Below are 16,388 nucleotides of genomic sequence, written 5' to 3'. Positions count from 1 at the left end.
GGGTGACGGATAGTGTCCAGTCGTGACTTCTGAGCCCGGACAAGGTATTAGTTCGCAGCAACGAGGTGGCCGGGAGGTGTGTGACCGTGTCGAGCCGTGACTTCTGATCAGAAGCCGTTTCTTTTCACTGAGGTGCCGAAGCAGTGTCGTGTCGAGATTTCCGAGTACGAACCCGCCGGGCGGCCGTGCCGCCCCAGGGGTCGTCCAGTGTGGATTCCTCATGACAGCAGCGGTTCCGGGCTGGATCCGTTGATGTGTCCCCAGCTGAGTGCGACCAGTACGGCCAGCAGCAGGCCGACCACGCCCGCCAGCGCGATGGCCGAGGTCGCCGACCCGAGCCGATCGGCGGCGAACCCGCCGAGTCCCGCCCCTATTCCTTGAGCCACCCGCAACCCCGTGCGGTACACCCCACCCGCACCGCCCCTGAGTTCGTTCGGGACCCACGTGATGAACGTGGCGCTCACCGTGATCAGGTACGCCCCCGCGGCACCCGCCGCCGCCAGCAGGAGCAACGCCGGGATCAGCCCGGGTTCGAGCGCGAAGGCGATCAGGGCGACCATCGGTAGTGCCGCCAGCACGCCGAGCAGCTTTCGCCGCTGTTCCGCCGAGACGAACCGGGACAGCAGGAACGCGCCGATGACGAAGCCCAGCGGATCGGCGGCCAGCAGCCAGCCGACGGCCTGTTTCCCCACGCCCAGCTCCGCGGCGAGCGGCGCGGCCAGCCCCTCGGGGACGACGGCCAGGCCGACCAGCCACGAGAACCAGACCAGCACCCGCAGGTGACGGTTGCCGAAAACCTGCCTCACCGCGCCGAACCAGCTGCCGTTGCCGTCGGACGCCGCCGCCCGCCGGGAGACCGAGAAGCGGACCACGGCCGCGCTCAGCAGGAACGTCGCGGCGTCCAGCGCCAGTGCCCAGCTCGCCCCGACCTGAGACACCAGCAGGCCGCCGCCCGCCAGGCCGAGCAGCATGGCGGTGTTGGTCGAGATGCCCCTGATGTCCTGGCTCTTGAGATAGAGGTCGTCGTCGGTGAACACCTCGCGGGTCAGCGCGTTCTGCGCCGCGTTGCCGGGAGCGTTCACGAGCCGCGCCAGCACCACCAGCCCGCACAGCAGGGCGAGCGGGGTGCCGGGGATCGCCATGATCGCGATCAGCACGCCTTGGATCAGGGACGAGACGACGAGGACGGTGCGCCTCGGGTACCGATCGGCCAGCTGGGAGAGGCCGAGACCGCCGGCCAGCGCGGGCAGGAAGGTGAGGGAGTAGACCACCGCAGAAAGCAGTGCGGAGCCTGTCCGGTCGTAGACGAGGATCGCCAGCGCGACGATGGTGAGCTGGTCCCCGATGAGGGACTGCACCTCGGCGAGCCAGAGTGCGCGGAACTCGCGGTTCGCCAGGGCGGCGGTCATCCGCGGCGCCGCGTTCGTCTTCACTGCGTGACCACCTCCCCCCGATCGGGTGAACTTACGTCCCTCGCATTCTTGCCTGCCGTGTTACGCGGTCGCTGAGGGAGTCACAGTTTTCGTCCCGCCGGACAACGTTCAGTATGCCTCCGGCTACAGGGAGACCAACAGAAGACCGCTGAATCCTTCGCCTGTTGAGCTGATCGGGCTACGCCGTCTGACCGGTGGGTGACGTCGGCTGACTCGCCCGCGGGTATCTGCGCGCCGATCGCCCCGCCCTCGCTCGGCGCAGCCGGGCCGCCGTTCGCCGCCGCCGGCGTTCCGGTTGGGCCGAATGGTCCAACACTGAGTAGAGACCGGTCTGGAGGCGGAGGCCGGCTGGGTCAAAGGGGTGAAGGCGATGAACGGGTTGCTCGAAGACAAGGCCGTCGTCGTGACCGGGGCGGGGCGAGGCCTCGGCGAGGCGTTCGCGGTGCACGTCGCGAGGGCGGGCGGGGCCGTCGTGGTCAACGACATCGACGCCGAACTGGCCGAACGGACGACGGAGAACATCCGCCGGTTCGGGGGCAGGGCGGTCGCCAGCGGGCACAGCGTCGCGGATCCGAAGCAGGCACAGGAGATCGTCGACCTGTGCCTCGCCGAGTTCGGCGCGATCGACGGGCTGGTCAACAACGCGGGCCTGAACTACGAGGCGCTTCCGTGGGAGGACGACGTCGAGCAGGCCCGCGAACTGATCGAGGTGAACGTCCTCGGCGTCATGTACACCGGGCTCGCCGCGATCAAGGCGATGGTGGCGCGGGGCAAGCCGGGCTCGATCGTCAACATCTCTTCGGGGGCGTCGCTCGGGCAGCGCAAGCTCGGCGTGTACGCCGCCAGCAAGGGCGCCGTAGCTTCGCTGACCTACTCGTGGGCGCTCGACCTGGAGGAGAGCGGGATCCGGGTGAACGCGGTCTGCCCGCTCGCGCATACCCGAATGGTGTGGAAATCCGAACGGTCGCTGCGGGCCTGCCCGCCGGACCGGACGCCGTCGCGGATCGCGCCCGTCGTGCTCTTCCTGCTCGGCTCCGGATCCGACGGGATCACCGGGCAGATGATCCGCTGCAACGGGCCGCAGCTGCACGTCATGGGGCAGCCGTATCTGAAGCAGCCCATCCTCGAGCGGCCGGTGTGGGACACCGAGACCGTGCAGCGCGCCTTCGACGAGGTCTTCAGCGCGCACCTGGAGAACTACGGCCTCGAAAAGCGTGTCCCGCCCCGGCTGCGCAAGTGGACGGAGTCGACCCGGACGGCCTGATCACGCGAGTCGGCCGCTGCCCTGAGACTTAGCCGACGACGAACGGCAGCTTCGCGGCCAGGTCGCCTAGTTCGGCCTTCTCGGCGTCCGTCGGCTGACGGCGGCCGGTGCCGACCAGCAGCGCGTCCGTGTCGGAGAACGACGCCGGGAGCGTTTCGCCGGTGCGCTGCTCCAGGATCTGCCGTGTCCTGGCGAGGCTGTCGGCGGCGGGGCCGTCGAGGTGCGGAAGATGCGCGACCAGGTCGAGGTGGTGCAGCGTCCACTCCAGGACGTACGCGGAGAGGAAGTCCCCCGCGGTCAGGACGATGTCGCGGGTGGCTACCCGCGTCGCCGGGTCGGCCAGGCCGGCGGCGCGGCCCGCGGCGGAGCCGACGTCGTCGAGGTGGAACTTGAGCAGCCGCGGCTCTTGGTAGGCGGCGGCGAGCCGCACGATCAGTGCGTCGAGGTCGTCCTCGCCGGTGGGCGGCTTCTCGGCGACCTCCCAGTAGGTGACCGCGTCGCGCGTGGGTTCCGTCTCGGCGGGAGTGGCGAGGGTGATCAGGACGTCCTGGGCGTCGATCACCAGGTGACACACCAGGTCCTGCACCAGCCAGCCGGCGCAGCCGGACGGTTTGGCGAAGTCTTCGTCGGGGGTTTCGGCGACGGCGCTGAGGAGCGCCGCCCAGGAGCGGGAGAAGAGATCCACGGCGGCAAGTTAGCAGCGGTCGCTCGCCGGTCGCGACTCCTTCGCCCCGTGCTCGAAGCCGTAAGACGCGTGCTCGAACTCGTAACTCGCGTGCTTGAAGACGTAACTCGCGAGGTACGGCTCCAGACACGCGAGTTACGGCTTCAAGCACGCGTCTTACGGCTTACGTGCGTCAGGAACCGGCGGCGGGTGCGGGTTCCGGAGCGGCCGCGTACAGGTCCGCGATCGTCGGCGCGTACCGGTCGTTGATGATCCGCCGCTTCAGCTTCAAGGTCGGGGTCACCTCGCCGCTTTCCGGCGTCCACGCCTTGGGGATCACGTGGTACCGCTTGATCTGCTCGATCCTGGCCAGCCGCGCGTTCGCCGCCTCGACGGCCTTCTCGATCTCCGCGCGGACCTCCGCGTTGTCGGCGAGCGATTCGCCTTCCGCCGGCTGGATGCCGTTCGCGGTCGCCCAGCCCGGCGCGATCTCGTCGTCGATGACGATCAGCGCCGTGACGTACGGCCGTTTCTCGCCGATCGCGACGGCCTGCCCGATCAGCGGGTGTTCCTTCAGGAGACCTTCGATCTTCGTCGGGGCGATGTTCTTGCCGCTCGAAGTGATGATCAGTTCCTTCTTGCGGTCGGTGATCGTGACGAAGCCGCGTTCGTCGATCGTCCCGATGTCGCCGGTGGCGAGCCAGCCGTCGGCGTCGACGTCCGGGTTGATCGTGCCGTCCGCCTGCAGGTAGCCGAGGAACACGATCGCGCCGCGGACGAGGAGTTCGCCGTCCTCGGCGACCTTCACCTCGATGCCTTCCAGCGGACGGCCGACCGAACCGGCCTTGAACGCCGACGGCGTGTTCGAGGTGACCGCGCCGGTGGTCTCGGACAGCCCCCAGACCTCCTGGATCTCGACGCCGAGCCCGGCGATGAAGTACAGGATCTCCACCGGCAGCGCGGCGGCACCGCTGGAGGCGACCTCGATCTGGTCGAGGCCCAGCATCGCCCGCACCGGCGCGAGCGCGGCCGCGTCGGTCCGCGCGATCTTTTCGGCGAGTTCCGGCGGCACCTCCTTGCCGTCACTGCGCAGTTTGTAGCCCTGCTGCAGCAGTTCGTTCGCGGCGATCAGGCCGTTCCGCTTGTCCTCCGGCAGCGAGCCGAGCAGGTTCTTGAGGCCGGCCACCATCTTTTCCCACACCCGCGGGACGCCGAAGAAGCTCTTCGGGTGCACCTGGCCCAGCGCGCCGACGACGCCCGTCGGGTCGGCGACGGTGTGCACGTGCCCGGCCCACACGATCGGCATGTAGATCGACAGTTCTCGTTCGGCGATATGGGCGAGCGGCAGGTACGCGATGTTCGTGGCGTGCATCGGCGAGTCGTGCAGTTTCTGCACGGCGACGGCCTGGTAGATCGCGTTGCGGTGCGACAGCACGACACCCTTGGGGTCGCCGGTGGTGCCGGAGGTGTAGATCATCGACAGCGGATCGTCCGGGGTGATCGCGGACCACGCGGTCTCGAACGCCTGCGGGTCCGCCGCGTGCGCTTCGGCGCCGGCCGCGCGCAGCTCGGCGAACGACAGGAACCGTTCGTCGTCCTTGGGGACCACGGACGCGTCGAGCAGGACGACGTGCCGCAGCGCGGGCAGGTCGTCAAGGACCTGCGACCAGCGGCCGAGTTCGTCGGCACCGGCGAGGACGACGACGCCGGCGGCGCTGTGCCGGGCGACGAACCCGATCTGCTCCGGGCTGAGCGTCGCGTACGCGGTGCAGGGGATCGCGCCGAGATGGGCCGCGGCGAGATCGGCGATCAGGTGGTCCGGACTGCTCGGCGCCATGATCAGCATCCGGTCGCGGACGCCGAGCCCGAGGCCGGCGAGTCCTCGGGAAACCTCCGCGATGGCGGTGCGGAATTCGGCCCAGTTCAGGGTCGGCTTGCCCTCGATGTCGAGTGACGTGACCGCCGGCAGGTCACCGAACTCCTGGGCGTTGCGGTGAAGCAGGGCGGGGATGGTCTGGCCTTCGATCTGCTCGGCGACGGTCGGCTGGGTGGTCAACGCTGGCCTCCTCGATGCTGCCTGATCAGGCACACTGTAAGGGCTGCCGGCAGTGCTGGATAGAGAATCGCGGCCACGGTCGTGCTCCGCGAAATGTCCACCTTTCCCGTTTTCACCGCGTCAGTCCCGCACCAGGAGGAGCCTCGACGATGACCGGTTCGGCACGCGAGTTGATCGACGCGGTCCAGGCGGAGCTGGCGCCCCGCGACGACGAGAACAGGCTCATCCCGTTGGTCGAGGCGGGTGAGGCGCCGCGCGAGGTCTTCGCCGCGATCGCCGCGGAGGAGTACCGGATCGTCCGTAGTGACTGGCGCAGTTTCCTCCATCTCGCGTCGCGTTCCCAGGAGCAGCGGGCACGGGAGTTCTTCACGGCGTTGGCCTCCGGCGAGGGGCTGGCGCTCGGCAAGCTGGCGGCGCTCGCCGAGGAGTCGCCCGGCTTCGAGCCGCGCGCGGGATGCCAGGCGTACCCGGCGTTCGTCGCCTGGCTCGCGCTCAACGGCGAACCGGCGGACGTCATCGTGGCGATCGTCGCCAACTTCGCCGCCTTCGGCCGTTACTGTGCCGCGATCGCCGCCGCGATGCGCGAGCGGTACGGCTTCGACGACGAGGCCTGCGCCTTCTTCGACTTCTTCGGCACGCCGTCGCCGGAGCTCGAGGACCTGGCTGTCCAAGCGGTGCAGACCGCGCTCGACGCCGGTGATCTGTCCGAAAAGGACGCTCGGACCCACGCGCGGCTGTTCCAGGCGTACGAGCTGGACTTCTGGAACACTCTCGCCGACGATGGTCGCCGTGACTGACCTCGTAGCCGAGGCCGCGGCGCTGGACGCGGCCGATCCCTTGGCGCACAAGCGAAACGACTTCGACCTCGACGCGGACGTCGCCTATTTCGACGGCAACTCGCTGGGGGCCCCGCCGAAGCACGTGGCCGGACGCGTCGCCGCGGTCGTCCGCGAGCAGTGGGGCGGGCGGCTCATCCGATCCTGGTCGGAGGGCTGGTGGGAGGCTCCGGTGCGGGTCGGTGAACGGATCGCGCCGCTGGTGGGCGCCGCGCCGGGGCAGCTCGTCGTGGCGGATTCGACCAGCGTGAACCTGTTCAAGGCGCTGGTCGCCGCCACCCGTCTCCAGACCGGCCGCGACGAGATCCTCGTCGACGCGGACACCTTCCCGACCGACGGCTACATCGCCGACGAGGTCGCCCGGCTGACCGGGCGCACGGTGCGCCGGGTCGTCGCCGAGGACATGCCCGCCCAGGCCGGCGAACGGACGGCCGTCGCGCTGATCAACCACGTCGACTACGTCACCGGGCGCGCCCACGACATGGCCGGGCTGACCGCGGCGCTCCACCGCGCCGGGGCACTGGCGCTCTGGGACCTCTGTCACAGCGTCGGCGCGCTGCCGGTCGAGCTCGACGCGGCGGGCGTGGATCTCGCCGTCGGCTGCACCTACAAATTCCTCAACGGTGGCCCCGGCTCGCCCGCTTTCCTTTATGTGGCAAAGAAATGGCTGGACCGGTTCGAGCAGCCGCTGGCGGGCTGGGCCGGCGACCGCGACCCGTTCGCGATGCGGGGCGCGTACGAGGCGGACGCGGGTATCGCGCGAGGCCGCGCGGGCACGCCGGACATCCTTTCGCTGCTGGCACTGGACGCGGCCCTCGACGTCTGGGACGGCGTGGACCGCGGGCTGCTCCGGGAGAAGGGCCTCGCGCTCGGCGAGTTCTTCTTCCGGTGCGCCGACGAACTCCTCGACGGCGCGACTATCCCGACCCCGCGCGGTGAAGACCGCGGCCACCAGATCTCGGTCGTCGACGACGACGCGGCCAAGACGATGGCGGCCTTGATCGACCGCGGCGTGATCGGCGACTTCCGGCCGCCCAACGTGCTGAGGTTCGGGCTGGCGCCGCTCTACACGACCTACGGCGAGGTGCTTCGCGCCGTGACGACGCTGCGGGACCTCCGGAGCTGAGCAGGTATTTCGAGCATTTTCGAAGGCTCCGGTCTGTCTTCCGGATGACACTGGCGGTGGCGAAAAGGGTGAACGTCATTCGGGAATCCGTGGCAAATAGGTGATCACCTCGCCCCGGCGGGGGAGAACGCGCGATCTTTCGCGAATCCGCTGTTAATCTCGATATTCGCTCGCCGCGTGTGTGACGTAGATCCTTCCCTTGTGGCGTAAGGAAAACCCGCGTCGCCCGTCTTACCGGCGAGGCGCGGGCCGCGGCGCCGGGAGAAGGAGGGGACCATGTCGTTCACCTATGTCGCCGTCGCCGTGTCCGGTGCCGCCTCCGGTTTTCTGCTCAACGAATTCGGTACCCGGTATCCGGTCGAGACCGCTCTCGTCGTGATCCTCGTCTGCGGGGCGGCGACCTTGTGCTGGGCGGGCGCCCGGATCCTTCGCGACGCCTCCGGGAGGGTCGACGCGCTCCTCGACGACGAGCTCGGCGGTTCCCGCGAAGATCATTTCGCCGAATCGACGGCAATGGGCGGCGGGAATTCTCGATTTCGTGGCGCGAAGGGCGTTACGACAGCGTTGCTCCGCGGTGATGTCGTTCGCAAACCGAACGGTATGTGAAGCTCTGGTCCGAAAGCGTGAGCGAGGTCACGGCGTGTAGTTTTCGTGGACTTTCCGGCTTGGACACGAACGCGCCGAGGTGTGACTTGATCGAGTCCGAAGAGTGCCGATCAAGCCGCTGCCTGCGGTAAACCGCCAGGTGATCTACTGGTGAGTCACTTAGCCGGGTGCCCCGTCCCACGTGGTGGACTTTCCTGGTCCGGCTACCTCTTGTCAGCAGGTCACGGCCATACGCGACTACCCTTCGCGTCCGGACTTGACTCACCCGTTTGGGTCTCCTAGCGTCGTCGCGGGCGGAGCGGACCACGCTGTGTTGATCCGGCTATCGGATCCCGCGGGTAGGAATCCCCGGCGACCCGACACCAAAAACTGCCGGAAGGAAAACGGACCACGGTGAAGCAGAATTCCCTTCGACGAGGCCGCGGCTCTTCGATTCGTTCGCGCGTTCTGACGATCGCGCTCATTCCGAGCATCGCGCTGATGCTGGTCGGTCTGGCGATCGGCGGGTACCTGATCTCCGACGCGGTCGACGGCCGTGACTACGCGCAGCGAATCCGTGACTCGGAAGCCCCCTCTCTTCCCTTCTTCGTCCAGGTTCAGGAAGAGCGGCGCCTGACGCTGCGCGAGCTCGCCGGCGACCGGTCGCAGCACGCCACGCTCACCGAGCAGCGCGCCAAGACCGACGCCGCCGCCCAGGGCGTCGCCGCGCATCTGCAGAAGTTCGTCGGTGACTCGCCCGACAGCGTGCAGCGCAACATCGCCACGCTGAACGGGCTCCTGCAGAAGGCGCCGCAGATCCGGCAGTCGGCCGACTCCGGCCAGCTCCCGCTGCTGGACGCCTTCACTTTCTACAACCAGATCCTCGACCAGTTCGTCGAGGGCCTCACCGGGCTGGCCCAGGACGCGCCGAACGCAGAGAACGCCTATCAGCGGATCACCGCGGTCCCGTTGTTCACCGCTATCGACCAGATGCAGCGCGCGAACGCCCTCGCCGCCGCGGCCGTCGCCGGCGGCGGCTTCACCGACGAGACCTACCGCGCCTACGTGACCGAGGTCGGTTCCTACCGCTCGCAGCTGGAGTCGTCGGTCTCGCGGATGCTCCCGGACGTCAAGGCGAAGTTCGACCAGCTCGTCGCGAGCGATCCGTGGAAGGCCGTCACCACGGTCGAGAACACCTTCCTGCAGAACAGCAAGGCCACGCTCCCCATCCCCGAGCAGACGTGGCTGCAGGCCGCACGCGGCGTCAGCGACGCGATGATGCGCGGCTTCGTCGAGCAGAGTGGTACGGCCACGACGCAGGCGGTCGACGACGCCGACCGGACGCTGATCACGTCGGCCATCGCCGCGGCCCTCGCGCTGCTGGTGGCGATCGGCGTGTTCGTCATCGCCCTGCGGCTGTCCAACCGGCTCATCGGACGGCTGGCGCGGCTGCGTGAGGACACCCTCGACGTCGCCGAGATCCGGCTGCCGGAACTGGTGGACCGCGTGCGGGCGGGCGAACCCGTCGACCTCGACGACAAGGGCCACTTCCTCGACCACGGCGACGACGAGATCGGCCAGGTCGCCGAGGCCTTCAACAAGGCGCAGCAGACCGCCATCGCGGCCGCGGTCGAAGAGGCCAAGACCCGTGAGGGCACCAAGACGGTGTTCCTCAACATCGCGCACCGGAGCCAGGTCATCGTGCACCGCCAGCTCAAGGTGCTCGACCAGGCCGAGCGCAAGCAGGAGGACCCGGAGCAGCTGGAAACGCTCTTCCAGCTGGACCACCTCTCGACCCGCGCCCGCCGCAACGCGGAGAACCTGATCATCCTCGGTGGCGGACAGCCCGGCCGTCAGTGGCGCAAGCCGGTGACGCTGGCCGAGCTGACCCGCGGCGCCTCGGCCGAGACCGAGGACTTCGCCAGGGTGAAGACGGCGAAGATGCCCGCGATGGCGGTGCAGGGCCCGGTCGTCGGCGACCTCGTGCACCTGCTCGCCGAGCTGATCGACAACGCGACCTCCTTCTCGCCGCCGCAGTCGCGCGTCGAGCTGCGGGGCAACGTGGTCGGCAAGGGTGTCGTGATCGAGGTCGAGGACCAGGGCCTCGGCATCGAGCCAGAACAGGCCGCCGAGCTGAACGCGATGTTGGCCGATCCGCCAGACTTCGGCATCATGGCCCTGTCAGCCGAGCCACGGCTGGGCCTGTTCGTGGTCGCGCGCCTCGCCGCGCGGCACGGGATCTCCGTGCACCTGCGCGAATCCGCGTACGGCGGCACCAGGGCCATCGTGCTCGTCCGCACCGACCTGCTCGCGCCGGTCCCGTCTGATCAGCCGGAGGACGAGGTGGACCCCGAGAGCACCGAGGTGCCGGAAGCCGCGCCGCTGCTTCCGGGCCGTCGTGCCCGCCACCGCACCGAGATCCCCGCGGAGCGGCCCGAGCTGCCCGTGCCGATGCCGGTCGCGCCGCAGCCGCAACCCCAGCAGCAGGCCCCGGAACAACCCGGATCCGCGTTGCCGCCGTTGCCCCCACGTCCGCCACGGGTTCCCCGGCCGGAGACTCCGCGGCCCGAGCCGATCCGCCCCGAGCCCGTGCGTGCCGAGGGTCGTCCGCAGCCGGCGTGGCCGCCCGCCGACACCCGGCCGCAGGACGGCCGTCCGCCGCAGACCCGGCGGCCCGGCCCCGAGGCGCCCGGCAGGCCACCGCTGCCGCAGCGCCGCCGTCAGGCGAACCTGGTCCCCCAGCTGATGGAGGACCGGCCCGCCGCCCAGCGCGAGGACGTCCGCGAGGACACCCCCGAGCTGGCGAGGAACCGCCTCGCCGCGTTCCAACAGGGCACGCGCCGCGCGCGGGACACCGAACCGACCGACGATTACACCGACCTCGACATGTACGGAGATCGTGACTAGATGGCCAACGCGGGAGTCAGTGAACTCGACTGGTTGCTGGATGACCTGGTCAAGCGCGTCAGCGGTGCCGACAGGGCGGTAGTCCTGTCCTCCGACGGCCTGCTCATCGGTCGGTCCGGGAACCTGTCGGAGCAGGACGGTGAGCACCTGTCCGCGGTCGCGTCGGCGTTCCAGAGCCTCGCGCGGGGCACGGGACGGCATTTCGGTGGCGGCAACGTCCGCCAGACCATGGTCGAGATGGACCACGCCTTCCTGTTCGTCACCGCGGCGGGCCGCGGTGCGTGCCTCGCGCTGCTGGCGAAGGAGGACGCGGACATGGGCCTCGTGGCCTACGAGATGAACCTGATGGTCAAACGGGTCGGCGCGGTGCTCACCTCAGCGCCCCGCGCCGCGACTCCCACGTCGCCATGAGCGGGCGGCACGAGTCGTGGTTCGAGGAGGAGGCCGGGCCGCTGGTCCGGTCGTACGCCGTCACGGGCGGGCGCACCCGCTCGGACACGATCGGCCTCGACCTGATCACCCTGGTGGTCGCGATGCGCTCCTCGCAGGAGGTGGCGGGCTTCGAGCCGGAGTACGGGCGGATCCTCAACCTGTGCCAGAGACCGACTTCCGTCGCGGAGGTCGCCGCGCGTATAGACCTGCCGCTGCCGGTGGTGAAGGTGCTGCTGAGCGACCTCATCGAACAGAACCTCGTGCTGTTCCGCACCGCGACCCCGGTCACCGACACCCCCAACAAACACGTACTCCAGGCGGTTCTTGATGGCATCCGGAAACTCTGAGCCCCGGCGATCCTTGACCGCGAACGCGGTCAAGGTCCTCATCGCCGGCGGGTTCGGGGTCGGTAAGACCACGATGGTCGGTTCGGTCAGCGAGGTTCCCCCGCTGCGCACCGAGGAGGTCATCACCGCGGCGTCCGAGGGCGTCGACGACCTCACCGGTGTCGAGAAGAAAACGACCACCACGGTGGCGCTCGACTTCGGCCGGATCACCATCAACCCCGAGCTGATCCTTTACCTGTTCGGCACGCCCGGACAGGACCGGTTCTGGTTCATGTGGGACGAGCTGGCCGAAGGCGCGCTGGGCGCGGTCGTGCTGGCCGACACTAGGCGGCTCGACAGCTGCTTCGCGGCCGTGGACTTCTTCGAGCGCCGCGGACTGCCGTTCGTCGTCGCCGTCAACTGCTTCGACAACGCCTACCGTTACGGCACCGAGGAGGTCCGGCAGGCGCTCGACGTCGGCATGGACGTCCCGCTGCTGCTGTGCGACGCGCGGGAACGCGATTCGACGAAGCAGGTGTTGACCGTGCTGATGGAGCACGTGCTGACGCTGTCGGACCTGGCCGCGGGGCTGCCGCAGGGCCGCTGACGCCCCTCGCCGTTGTGCAATGAAAGGTCCTTTCCTCGCAAATTTTGCGAGGAAAGGACCTTTCCTTGCATCGGTGGGCGATCAGGACTTGCGGCGGCGGAGCAGGGTGTCGAGCGCGTAGGTGCCCGGTCCCACCACCGCGAACAGCAGGAAGATCCAGGAGTACAGCGCGGCCGTCTCGCCCTTGTTCTGCAACGGCAGCAGCGCGTCGGGCTGGTGTACGACGAAGTACGCGTACGCCATCGTGCCCGAGAGCAGCACCGCGACCGGGCGGGTGAACAGGCCCGCCAGGATCAGCAGCGAGCCGACCGTTTCGATCACCCCGGCGTACCAGCCCGGCCAGGTGGCGAACGGTACGGCGGGCTTGTCGAACAGGCCCATCTTCTGCAGGCCGTGGCAGAGGAAGAGGAACGAGACCACAACGCGGACGACGGAGAGGGCCAGTCCCTGCCACTTGGGAGAGGTCGGGCCGACTTCCGTGGTCGTGGCGGCGGCTGTCTGGGTCATGACGCATCCTTCCGGCTCAAGGTGGTCTAAACCATTGATGCGATAGAGGATGCCGGATACCCCCATCGGCAGGGAACTTTCTTTCGGGGGGTAATTCCATGGTATGCCCCGTTTATTGACAGCGAATCGACAGGTTCGCGATAAAAAGGCCCCTTTCCTGGAATGGTTCCAGGAAAGGGGCCTCGCGTTTTCCGTTCAGCGGCGGCGGCGCAAGGTGTCGAGGGCGTAGGTGCCCGGGCCGATCGCGGCGATCAGCAGGAAGATCCAGCAGTAGAGGGTCGACAGCTCGCCCATGTTCTGCAGCGGCAGCAAGCCTTCCGGCGCGTGCACGGTGAAGTAGGCGTAGGCCATGACACCGGAGAGGAGCACCGCGACCGGCCGGGTGAACAGGCCGACCAGCACGAAGGCGGCGCCGACGAGTTCGATCACGCTGCCGTACCAGCCGGGCCAGGAACCGAGCTCGACCGAGCCGCCCGCACCGTCGACGCCACCGAAGAATCCGAATCCCTGCAAACCGTGGCAGAGGAAGAGGAACGAGACGACGATCCGGACGGCGGACTGGATCGCGCCCTGTGCCTTGGCGGCACGCGGGGTGGTGGTGGCGGCGGTGGTCTTGGCGGGGGTGATGGTCTGCGTCATGGTTCCGGTCCTTCCGGGAGTGTCTGTCGGGCGGCTTCTGACAACGCGTCGGACAGGCTCGGCGTGAATCGACATCCGCGCGGAAACTTTTTTCGCGGGCCGGTCACATCACCCGGTCGGAGCAAGGCCAGACTGGACGGCATGGCGGGTAAGACGAGTGCCGGGATCCTGCTCTTCCGCAGGTCGGGCGAGGTGACCGAGGTGCTGCTCGGGCATATGGGCGGGCCGTTCTGGGCGAAGAAGGACGCGGGCGGCTGGTCGGTGCCCAAGGGCGAGTACGAGCCGGACGAGGCACCGGAGGTCGCGGCGCGGCGCGAGTTCCAGGAGGAACTGGGGTTGCCGGCGCCCGAGGGGGAGTACCTCCCGCTCGGCGTCGTGAAGCAGTCCGGCGGCAAGGTCGTGACGGTCTGGGCGGTGGAGGGCGACCTCGACCCGGCTCAAGTGGTGCCGGGCACCTTCGAGATGGAGTGGCCGCCGCGGTCGGGCCGGACGCAGGAGTTCCCGGAGGTCGACAGGGTCGCCTGGTTCGCGCTGGCCGAAGCGGAGGAGAAGCTGCTCAAAGGCCAGCGCCCGTTCCTCGTCCGGCTGGGTGAACTGCTCAACGGTTGAGTAACTCGCCGAGTGGTTTGTCGGCCAGCGAACCCAGTACGAGGTCGGCGTGGTCGAAGTTCAGTACCGCGGTGATCTCGTTCGGCACGGCGACGCATTCGAGCCCGGCGGCCTTCGCCGCGGTGACGCCGTGCGGTGAGTCCTCGAACGCGATCGCCTCGGCCGCGGGCAGGTCCAGCGCGGCGAGCGCGGCAAGGTAGAGGTCCGGGCTCGGCTTCGCCTCGTGGAGGTCACCGGTGAGGACGGCCTCGAACGCGTCCGCGAGGCCCAGGCGGTTCAGGTGCGTGGTGACCCAGTCGCCGGTCGAACTGGACGCGATGGCCAGCCGCAGCCCGTGCTCCTTCGCGTCCGCGAGGTACTTCACGACGCCGGGACGTGGCCCCGCCGACTCCAGCAGCTCGGTGACCCTGGCGCGGACGCCGGTGCGGACCGCGACCCTGTCCAGGTTCTCGTCGTTCTTCTCCAGTAGTTCGAACATCGCGACGGCGGTGTTCTGCGTGCCGATCACGGTGTGCCAGACGTCGAGGGGGAGCTCGCCGCCGCGAGCGCGGAAGGTCTCCTGCCAGGCCGCGAGGACGGCCGCCTCGGTGTCGACCAGCGTCCCGTCGAAGTCGAAGATCAATGCGCCGGTCATGGGACGAGTCTACGTCTTGACTCACTGAGTGGTACGGATTACCGTACGCATTCGTTAGGAAACTTACCAAACGAACATGTGTACTCGAAGTGAACGCCGCGCACCCGTCCCTCTCAACCCGCCGCCACGGATTCCCGGGGAGATCGATGTGAAGGCCCGAACCCGACTACTGCCACTAGGCGCGGCCGTCATCCTGTTGCCGACGCTGCTCAGCGGTAACGCACAAGCCGCTGATGTCCTTTTGTCCCAAGGTAAACCCGTCCTCGTCTCCTCGGTGGAGAACTCCTCTTACGGCGGTCCGCTCGCCGTCGACGGCAAGAGCACCACCCGCTGGGCGAGCGCGGAAGGCGTGGACCCGCAGTTCATCCGCGTCGACCTCGGCGGCCCTTCGGCCATCAACCGGGTCAAGCTGAACTGGGAAGCGGCGTACGCCACCGCGTACCGGCTGGAAGTCTCCAACGACGGCTCGGCGTGGACCTCGATCAAGTCCGTCACCAACGGCAACGGCGGGACCGACGACCTCACCGGGTTGGCCGCCCGCGGCCGGTACCTGCGCCTCGTCGGCACCAAACGCGCCACCAGTTACGGCTACTCCCTTTGGGAGATGCAGGTTTACGGGACGTCGGACTCCTCCGGCGACACGCAGGCGCCCACCGCGCCGGCGAACCTCAAGGCCGGTTCGGTCACCGCGTCCACTGTGGACCTGACGTGGACCGGCTCGACGGACAACGTCGGCGTCAGCGGCTACGAGGTGCTGCGGAACGGCCAGGTCGTCGGCACTACGGAAAGCGCTTCCTATACCGACAGCGGGCTGAGCGCGTCGACCGCGTACACGTACACCGTCCGCGCGAAGGACGCCGCCGGCAACACCTCGGCGGCCAGCAACCAGATCCAGGCGACCACACAGGCGGGCGGTTCGTCGTTCGTCCTCGCCGCCTCCGGCGACATCGCCGAACAGTGCACCGCTTCGTCGTCTTCGTGCATCCACCCGAAGACGGCCGCGCTGGTCGGCCAGATGAACCCGGCCGCGGTCATCACCATGGGCGACAACCAGTACGACGACGCCCACATCGAGGACTTCACGAAGTACTTCGACAAGACCTGGGGCAAGTACAAGAACATCATGCACCCGGTCCCCGGCAACCACGAGACCTACGACCACACTCCGCTGGGCGCCTACAAGCAGTACTTCGGCAAGATCGCGACGCCGAACGGGAAGACCTACTACAGCTGGGAAATGGGCAACTGGCACTTCGTCGCCATCGACAGCACGGAGTTCTCGCCCGGCCTCGCCGCGAACGCGATCAGCGACGAGCAGCTGAACTGGATCAAGCAGGACCTGAAGAACAACACGAAGCCCTGCGTCGCCGCGTACTACCACCACCCGCGCTACACCTCGGGTGACCACGGCGACAACAGCAAGATGGCCACCCTCTGGGAGACCCTGGTCCAGAACAAGGTCGACCTGGTGCTCAACGGGCACGACCACCACTACGAGCGGTTCTACCCGCAGAACGCCGACGGCGACAAGGACCCCGCGGGTCCGGTGCAGATCATCGGCGGCGGTGGCGGGGCGAGCCTGTACCCGGTCAAGACGGAGCACCCGGCCACGGCGAAGGCGATCTCGACCTACGGGGTGCTCAAGCTGAACATGTCGGACAACGCCTTCTCGACCCAGCTGATCGGTCTCGACGGCAAGACCATCGACTCCTCTCCCACCTACACCTGCCACTGATCCCCGTGAGGAGGTGCCGCGTCGCGGC

Annotated in this window: 16 protein-coding genes; 10 read left to right on the top strand and 6 right to left on the bottom strand. The window is 68.5% G+C overall.

Annotated features, from left to right (window positions below):
- Positions 1-218 precede the first annotated feature (218 nt).
- Positions 219-1,433 carry an MFS transporter gene (locus tag AC069I_RS23900; RefSeq protein WP_478228641.1) on the bottom strand — a complete coding sequence of 405 codons (1,215 nt, stop codon included), beginning with the start codon at positions 1,431-1,433 and terminating at the stop codon, positions 219-221.
- A 370-nt stretch (positions 1,434-1,803) separates the two neighbouring features.
- On the opposite strand from AC069I_RS23900, the gene AC069I_RS23895 reads away from it, so the two are divergent.
- Positions 1,804-2,697: an SDR family NAD(P)-dependent oxidoreductase gene (locus AC069I_RS23895; protein WP_478228642.1), complete on the top strand. Its 894-nt coding sequence runs from the start codon at positions 1,804-1,806 to the stop codon at positions 2,695-2,697.
- A 28-nt stretch (positions 2,698-2,725) separates the two neighbouring features.
- Here AC069I_RS23895 and AC069I_RS23890 read toward each other — a convergent pair whose 3' ends face one another.
- Both AC069I_RS23890 and AC069I_RS23885 read right to left on the bottom strand, forming a co-directional pair.
- The gene (locus tag AC069I_RS23890; RefSeq protein WP_478266428.1) at positions 2,726-3,382 is read right to left on the bottom strand and encodes a maleylpyruvate isomerase N-terminal domain-containing protein; all 657 of its coding nucleotides are present in this window, start codon (positions 3,380-3,382) and stop codon (positions 2,726-2,728) included.
- 172 nt (positions 3,383-3,554) lie between these two features.
- Positions 3,555-5,417, bottom strand: a complete 1,863-nt coding sequence (locus AC069I_RS23885; RefSeq protein ID WP_478228644.1) for an AMP-dependent synthetase/ligase — start codon at positions 5,415-5,417, stop codon at positions 3,555-3,557.
- A 149-nt stretch (positions 5,418-5,566) separates the two neighbouring features.
- On the opposite strand from AC069I_RS23885, the gene AC069I_RS23880 reads away from it, so the two are divergent.
- The 7 genes from AC069I_RS23880 to AC069I_RS23850 all read left to right on the top strand — a co-directional run bounded on the left by AC069I_RS23880 (position 5,567) and on the right by AC069I_RS23850 (position 12,236).
- Entirely contained in the window at positions 5,567-6,214 is a 648-nt protein-coding gene (locus AC069I_RS23880; protein ID WP_478228645.1) for a transcriptional regulator, read from the top strand.
- Positions 6,198-7,379 (top strand): kynureninase, encoded by a 1,182-nt coding sequence (locus AC069I_RS23875; protein WP_478266427.1) that lies wholly within the window; start codon positions 6,198-6,200, stop codon positions 7,377-7,379. The genes AC069I_RS23880 and AC069I_RS23875 overlap by 17 nt, the downstream gene beginning before the upstream one ends.
- 276 nt (positions 7,380-7,655) lie before the next feature.
- Positions 7,656-7,985 carry a hypothetical protein gene (locus AC069I_RS23870; protein WP_478266426.1) on the top strand — a complete coding sequence of 110 codons (330 nt, stop codon included), beginning with the start codon at positions 7,656-7,658 and terminating at the stop codon, positions 7,983-7,985.
- Positions 7,986-8,378: 393 nt separating this feature from the next.
- A complete protein-coding gene (locus AC069I_RS23865) occupies positions 8,379-10,871 on the top strand; it encodes a sensor histidine kinase (RefSeq protein ID WP_478228648.1) in 2,493 nt (830 codons plus the stop codon).
- A complete protein-coding gene (locus AC069I_RS23860; protein ID WP_037341577.1) occupies positions 10,872-11,282 on the top strand; it encodes a roadblock/LC7 domain-containing protein in 411 nt (136 codons plus the stop codon). It abuts the gene before it with no gap.
- On the top strand, positions 11,279-11,650 hold the full coding sequence (locus AC069I_RS23855) for a DUF742 domain-containing protein (RefSeq protein WP_034315285.1): 372 nt from the start codon (positions 11,279-11,281) through the stop codon (positions 11,648-11,650). The genes AC069I_RS23860 and AC069I_RS23855 overlap by 4 nt, the downstream gene beginning before the upstream one ends.
- Positions 11,631-12,236, top strand: coding sequence for a GTP-binding protein (locus tag AC069I_RS23850; protein WP_478228649.1), 606 nt, complete (start codon positions 11,631-11,633; stop codon positions 12,234-12,236). Before AC069I_RS23855 ends, AC069I_RS23850 begins: the two co-directional genes overlap by 20 nt.
- Positions 12,237-12,317: 81 nt before the next feature.
- Here AC069I_RS23850 and AC069I_RS23845 read toward each other — a convergent pair whose 3' ends face one another.
- Both AC069I_RS23845 and AC069I_RS23840 read right to left on the bottom strand, forming a co-directional pair.
- Positions 12,318-12,743, bottom strand: a complete 426-nt coding sequence (locus tag AC069I_RS23845) for a DoxX family protein (protein ID WP_478228650.1) — start codon at positions 12,741-12,743, stop codon at positions 12,318-12,320.
- A 195-nt stretch (positions 12,744-12,938) separates the two neighbouring features.
- Positions 12,939-13,382, bottom strand: a complete 444-nt coding sequence (locus AC069I_RS23840; protein ID WP_478228651.1) for a DoxX family protein — start codon at positions 13,380-13,382, stop codon at positions 12,939-12,941.
- A 141-nt stretch (positions 13,383-13,523) separates the two neighbouring features.
- On the opposite strand from AC069I_RS23840, the gene AC069I_RS23835 reads away from it, so the two are divergent.
- Positions 13,524-13,991 (top strand): NUDIX hydrolase, encoded by a 468-nt coding sequence (locus AC069I_RS23835; RefSeq protein WP_478228652.1) that lies wholly within the window; start codon positions 13,524-13,526, stop codon positions 13,989-13,991.
- On the opposite strand, the gene AC069I_RS23830 is transcribed toward AC069I_RS23835, so the two are convergent.
- Positions 13,981-14,625, bottom strand: a complete 645-nt coding sequence (locus AC069I_RS23830) for an HAD family hydrolase (RefSeq protein ID WP_478228653.1) — start codon at positions 14,623-14,625, stop codon at positions 13,981-13,983. The genes AC069I_RS23835 and AC069I_RS23830 overlap by 11 nt on opposite strands.
- A 148-nt stretch (positions 14,626-14,773) precedes the next feature.
- Here AC069I_RS23830 and AC069I_RS23825 point away from each other — a divergent pair, with 148 nt between their 5' ends.
- A complete protein-coding gene (locus AC069I_RS23825) occupies positions 14,774-16,360 on the top strand; it encodes a discoidin domain-containing protein (RefSeq protein ID WP_478228654.1) in 1,587 nt (528 codons plus the stop codon).
- Positions 16,361-16,388: the final 28 nt, after the last annotated feature.

This window comes from Amycolatopsis sp. NPDC043885 (genome assembly GCF_056435685.1).
The sequence above is the reverse complement of the archived record's forward strand: the minus strand, read 5'-3'. Positions and strand labels throughout refer to the sequence as shown.

Excerpts from the sequence above, each read along its gene's own strand:
- AC069I_RS23850 (WP_478228649.1), top strand. The coding sequence starts at position 11,631 with ATGGCATCCGGAAACTCTGAGCCCCGGCGATCCTTGACCGCGAACGCG.
- AC069I_RS23855 (WP_034315285.1), top strand. The coding sequence starts at position 11,279 with ATGAGCGGGCGGCACGAGTCGTGGTTCGAGGAGGAGGCCGGGCCGCTG.
- AC069I_RS23830 (WP_478228653.1), bottom strand. The coding sequence starts at position 14,625 with ATGACCGGCGCATTGATCTTCGACTTCGACGGGACGCTGGTCGACACC.
- AC069I_RS23845 (WP_478228650.1), bottom strand. The coding sequence starts at position 12,743 with ATGACCCAGACAGCCGCCGCCACGACCACGGAAGTCGGCCCGACCTCT.
- AC069I_RS23880 (WP_478228645.1), top strand. The coding sequence starts at position 5,567 with ATGACCGGTTCGGCACGCGAGTTGATCGACGCGGTCCAGGCGGAGCTG.
- AC069I_RS23875 (WP_478266427.1), top strand. The coding sequence starts at position 6,198 with ATGGTCGCCGTGACTGACCTCGTAGCCGAGGCCGCGGCGCTGGACGCG.
- AC069I_RS23870 (WP_478266426.1), top strand. The coding sequence starts at position 7,656 with ATGTCGTTCACCTATGTCGCCGTCGCCGTGTCCGGTGCCGCCTCCGGT.
- AC069I_RS23860 (WP_037341577.1), top strand. The coding sequence starts at position 10,872 with ATGGCCAACGCGGGAGTCAGTGAACTCGACTGGTTGCTGGATGACCTG.
- AC069I_RS23840 (WP_478228651.1), bottom strand. The coding sequence starts at position 13,382 with ATGACGCAGACCATCACCCCCGCCAAGACCACCGCCGCCACCACCACC.
- AC069I_RS23835 (WP_478228652.1), top strand. The coding sequence starts at position 13,524 with ATGGCGGGTAAGACGAGTGCCGGGATCCTGCTCTTCCGCAGGTCGGGC.
- AC069I_RS23895 (WP_478228642.1), top strand. The coding sequence starts at position 1,804 with ATGAACGGGTTGCTCGAAGACAAGGCCGTCGTCGTGACCGGGGCGGGG.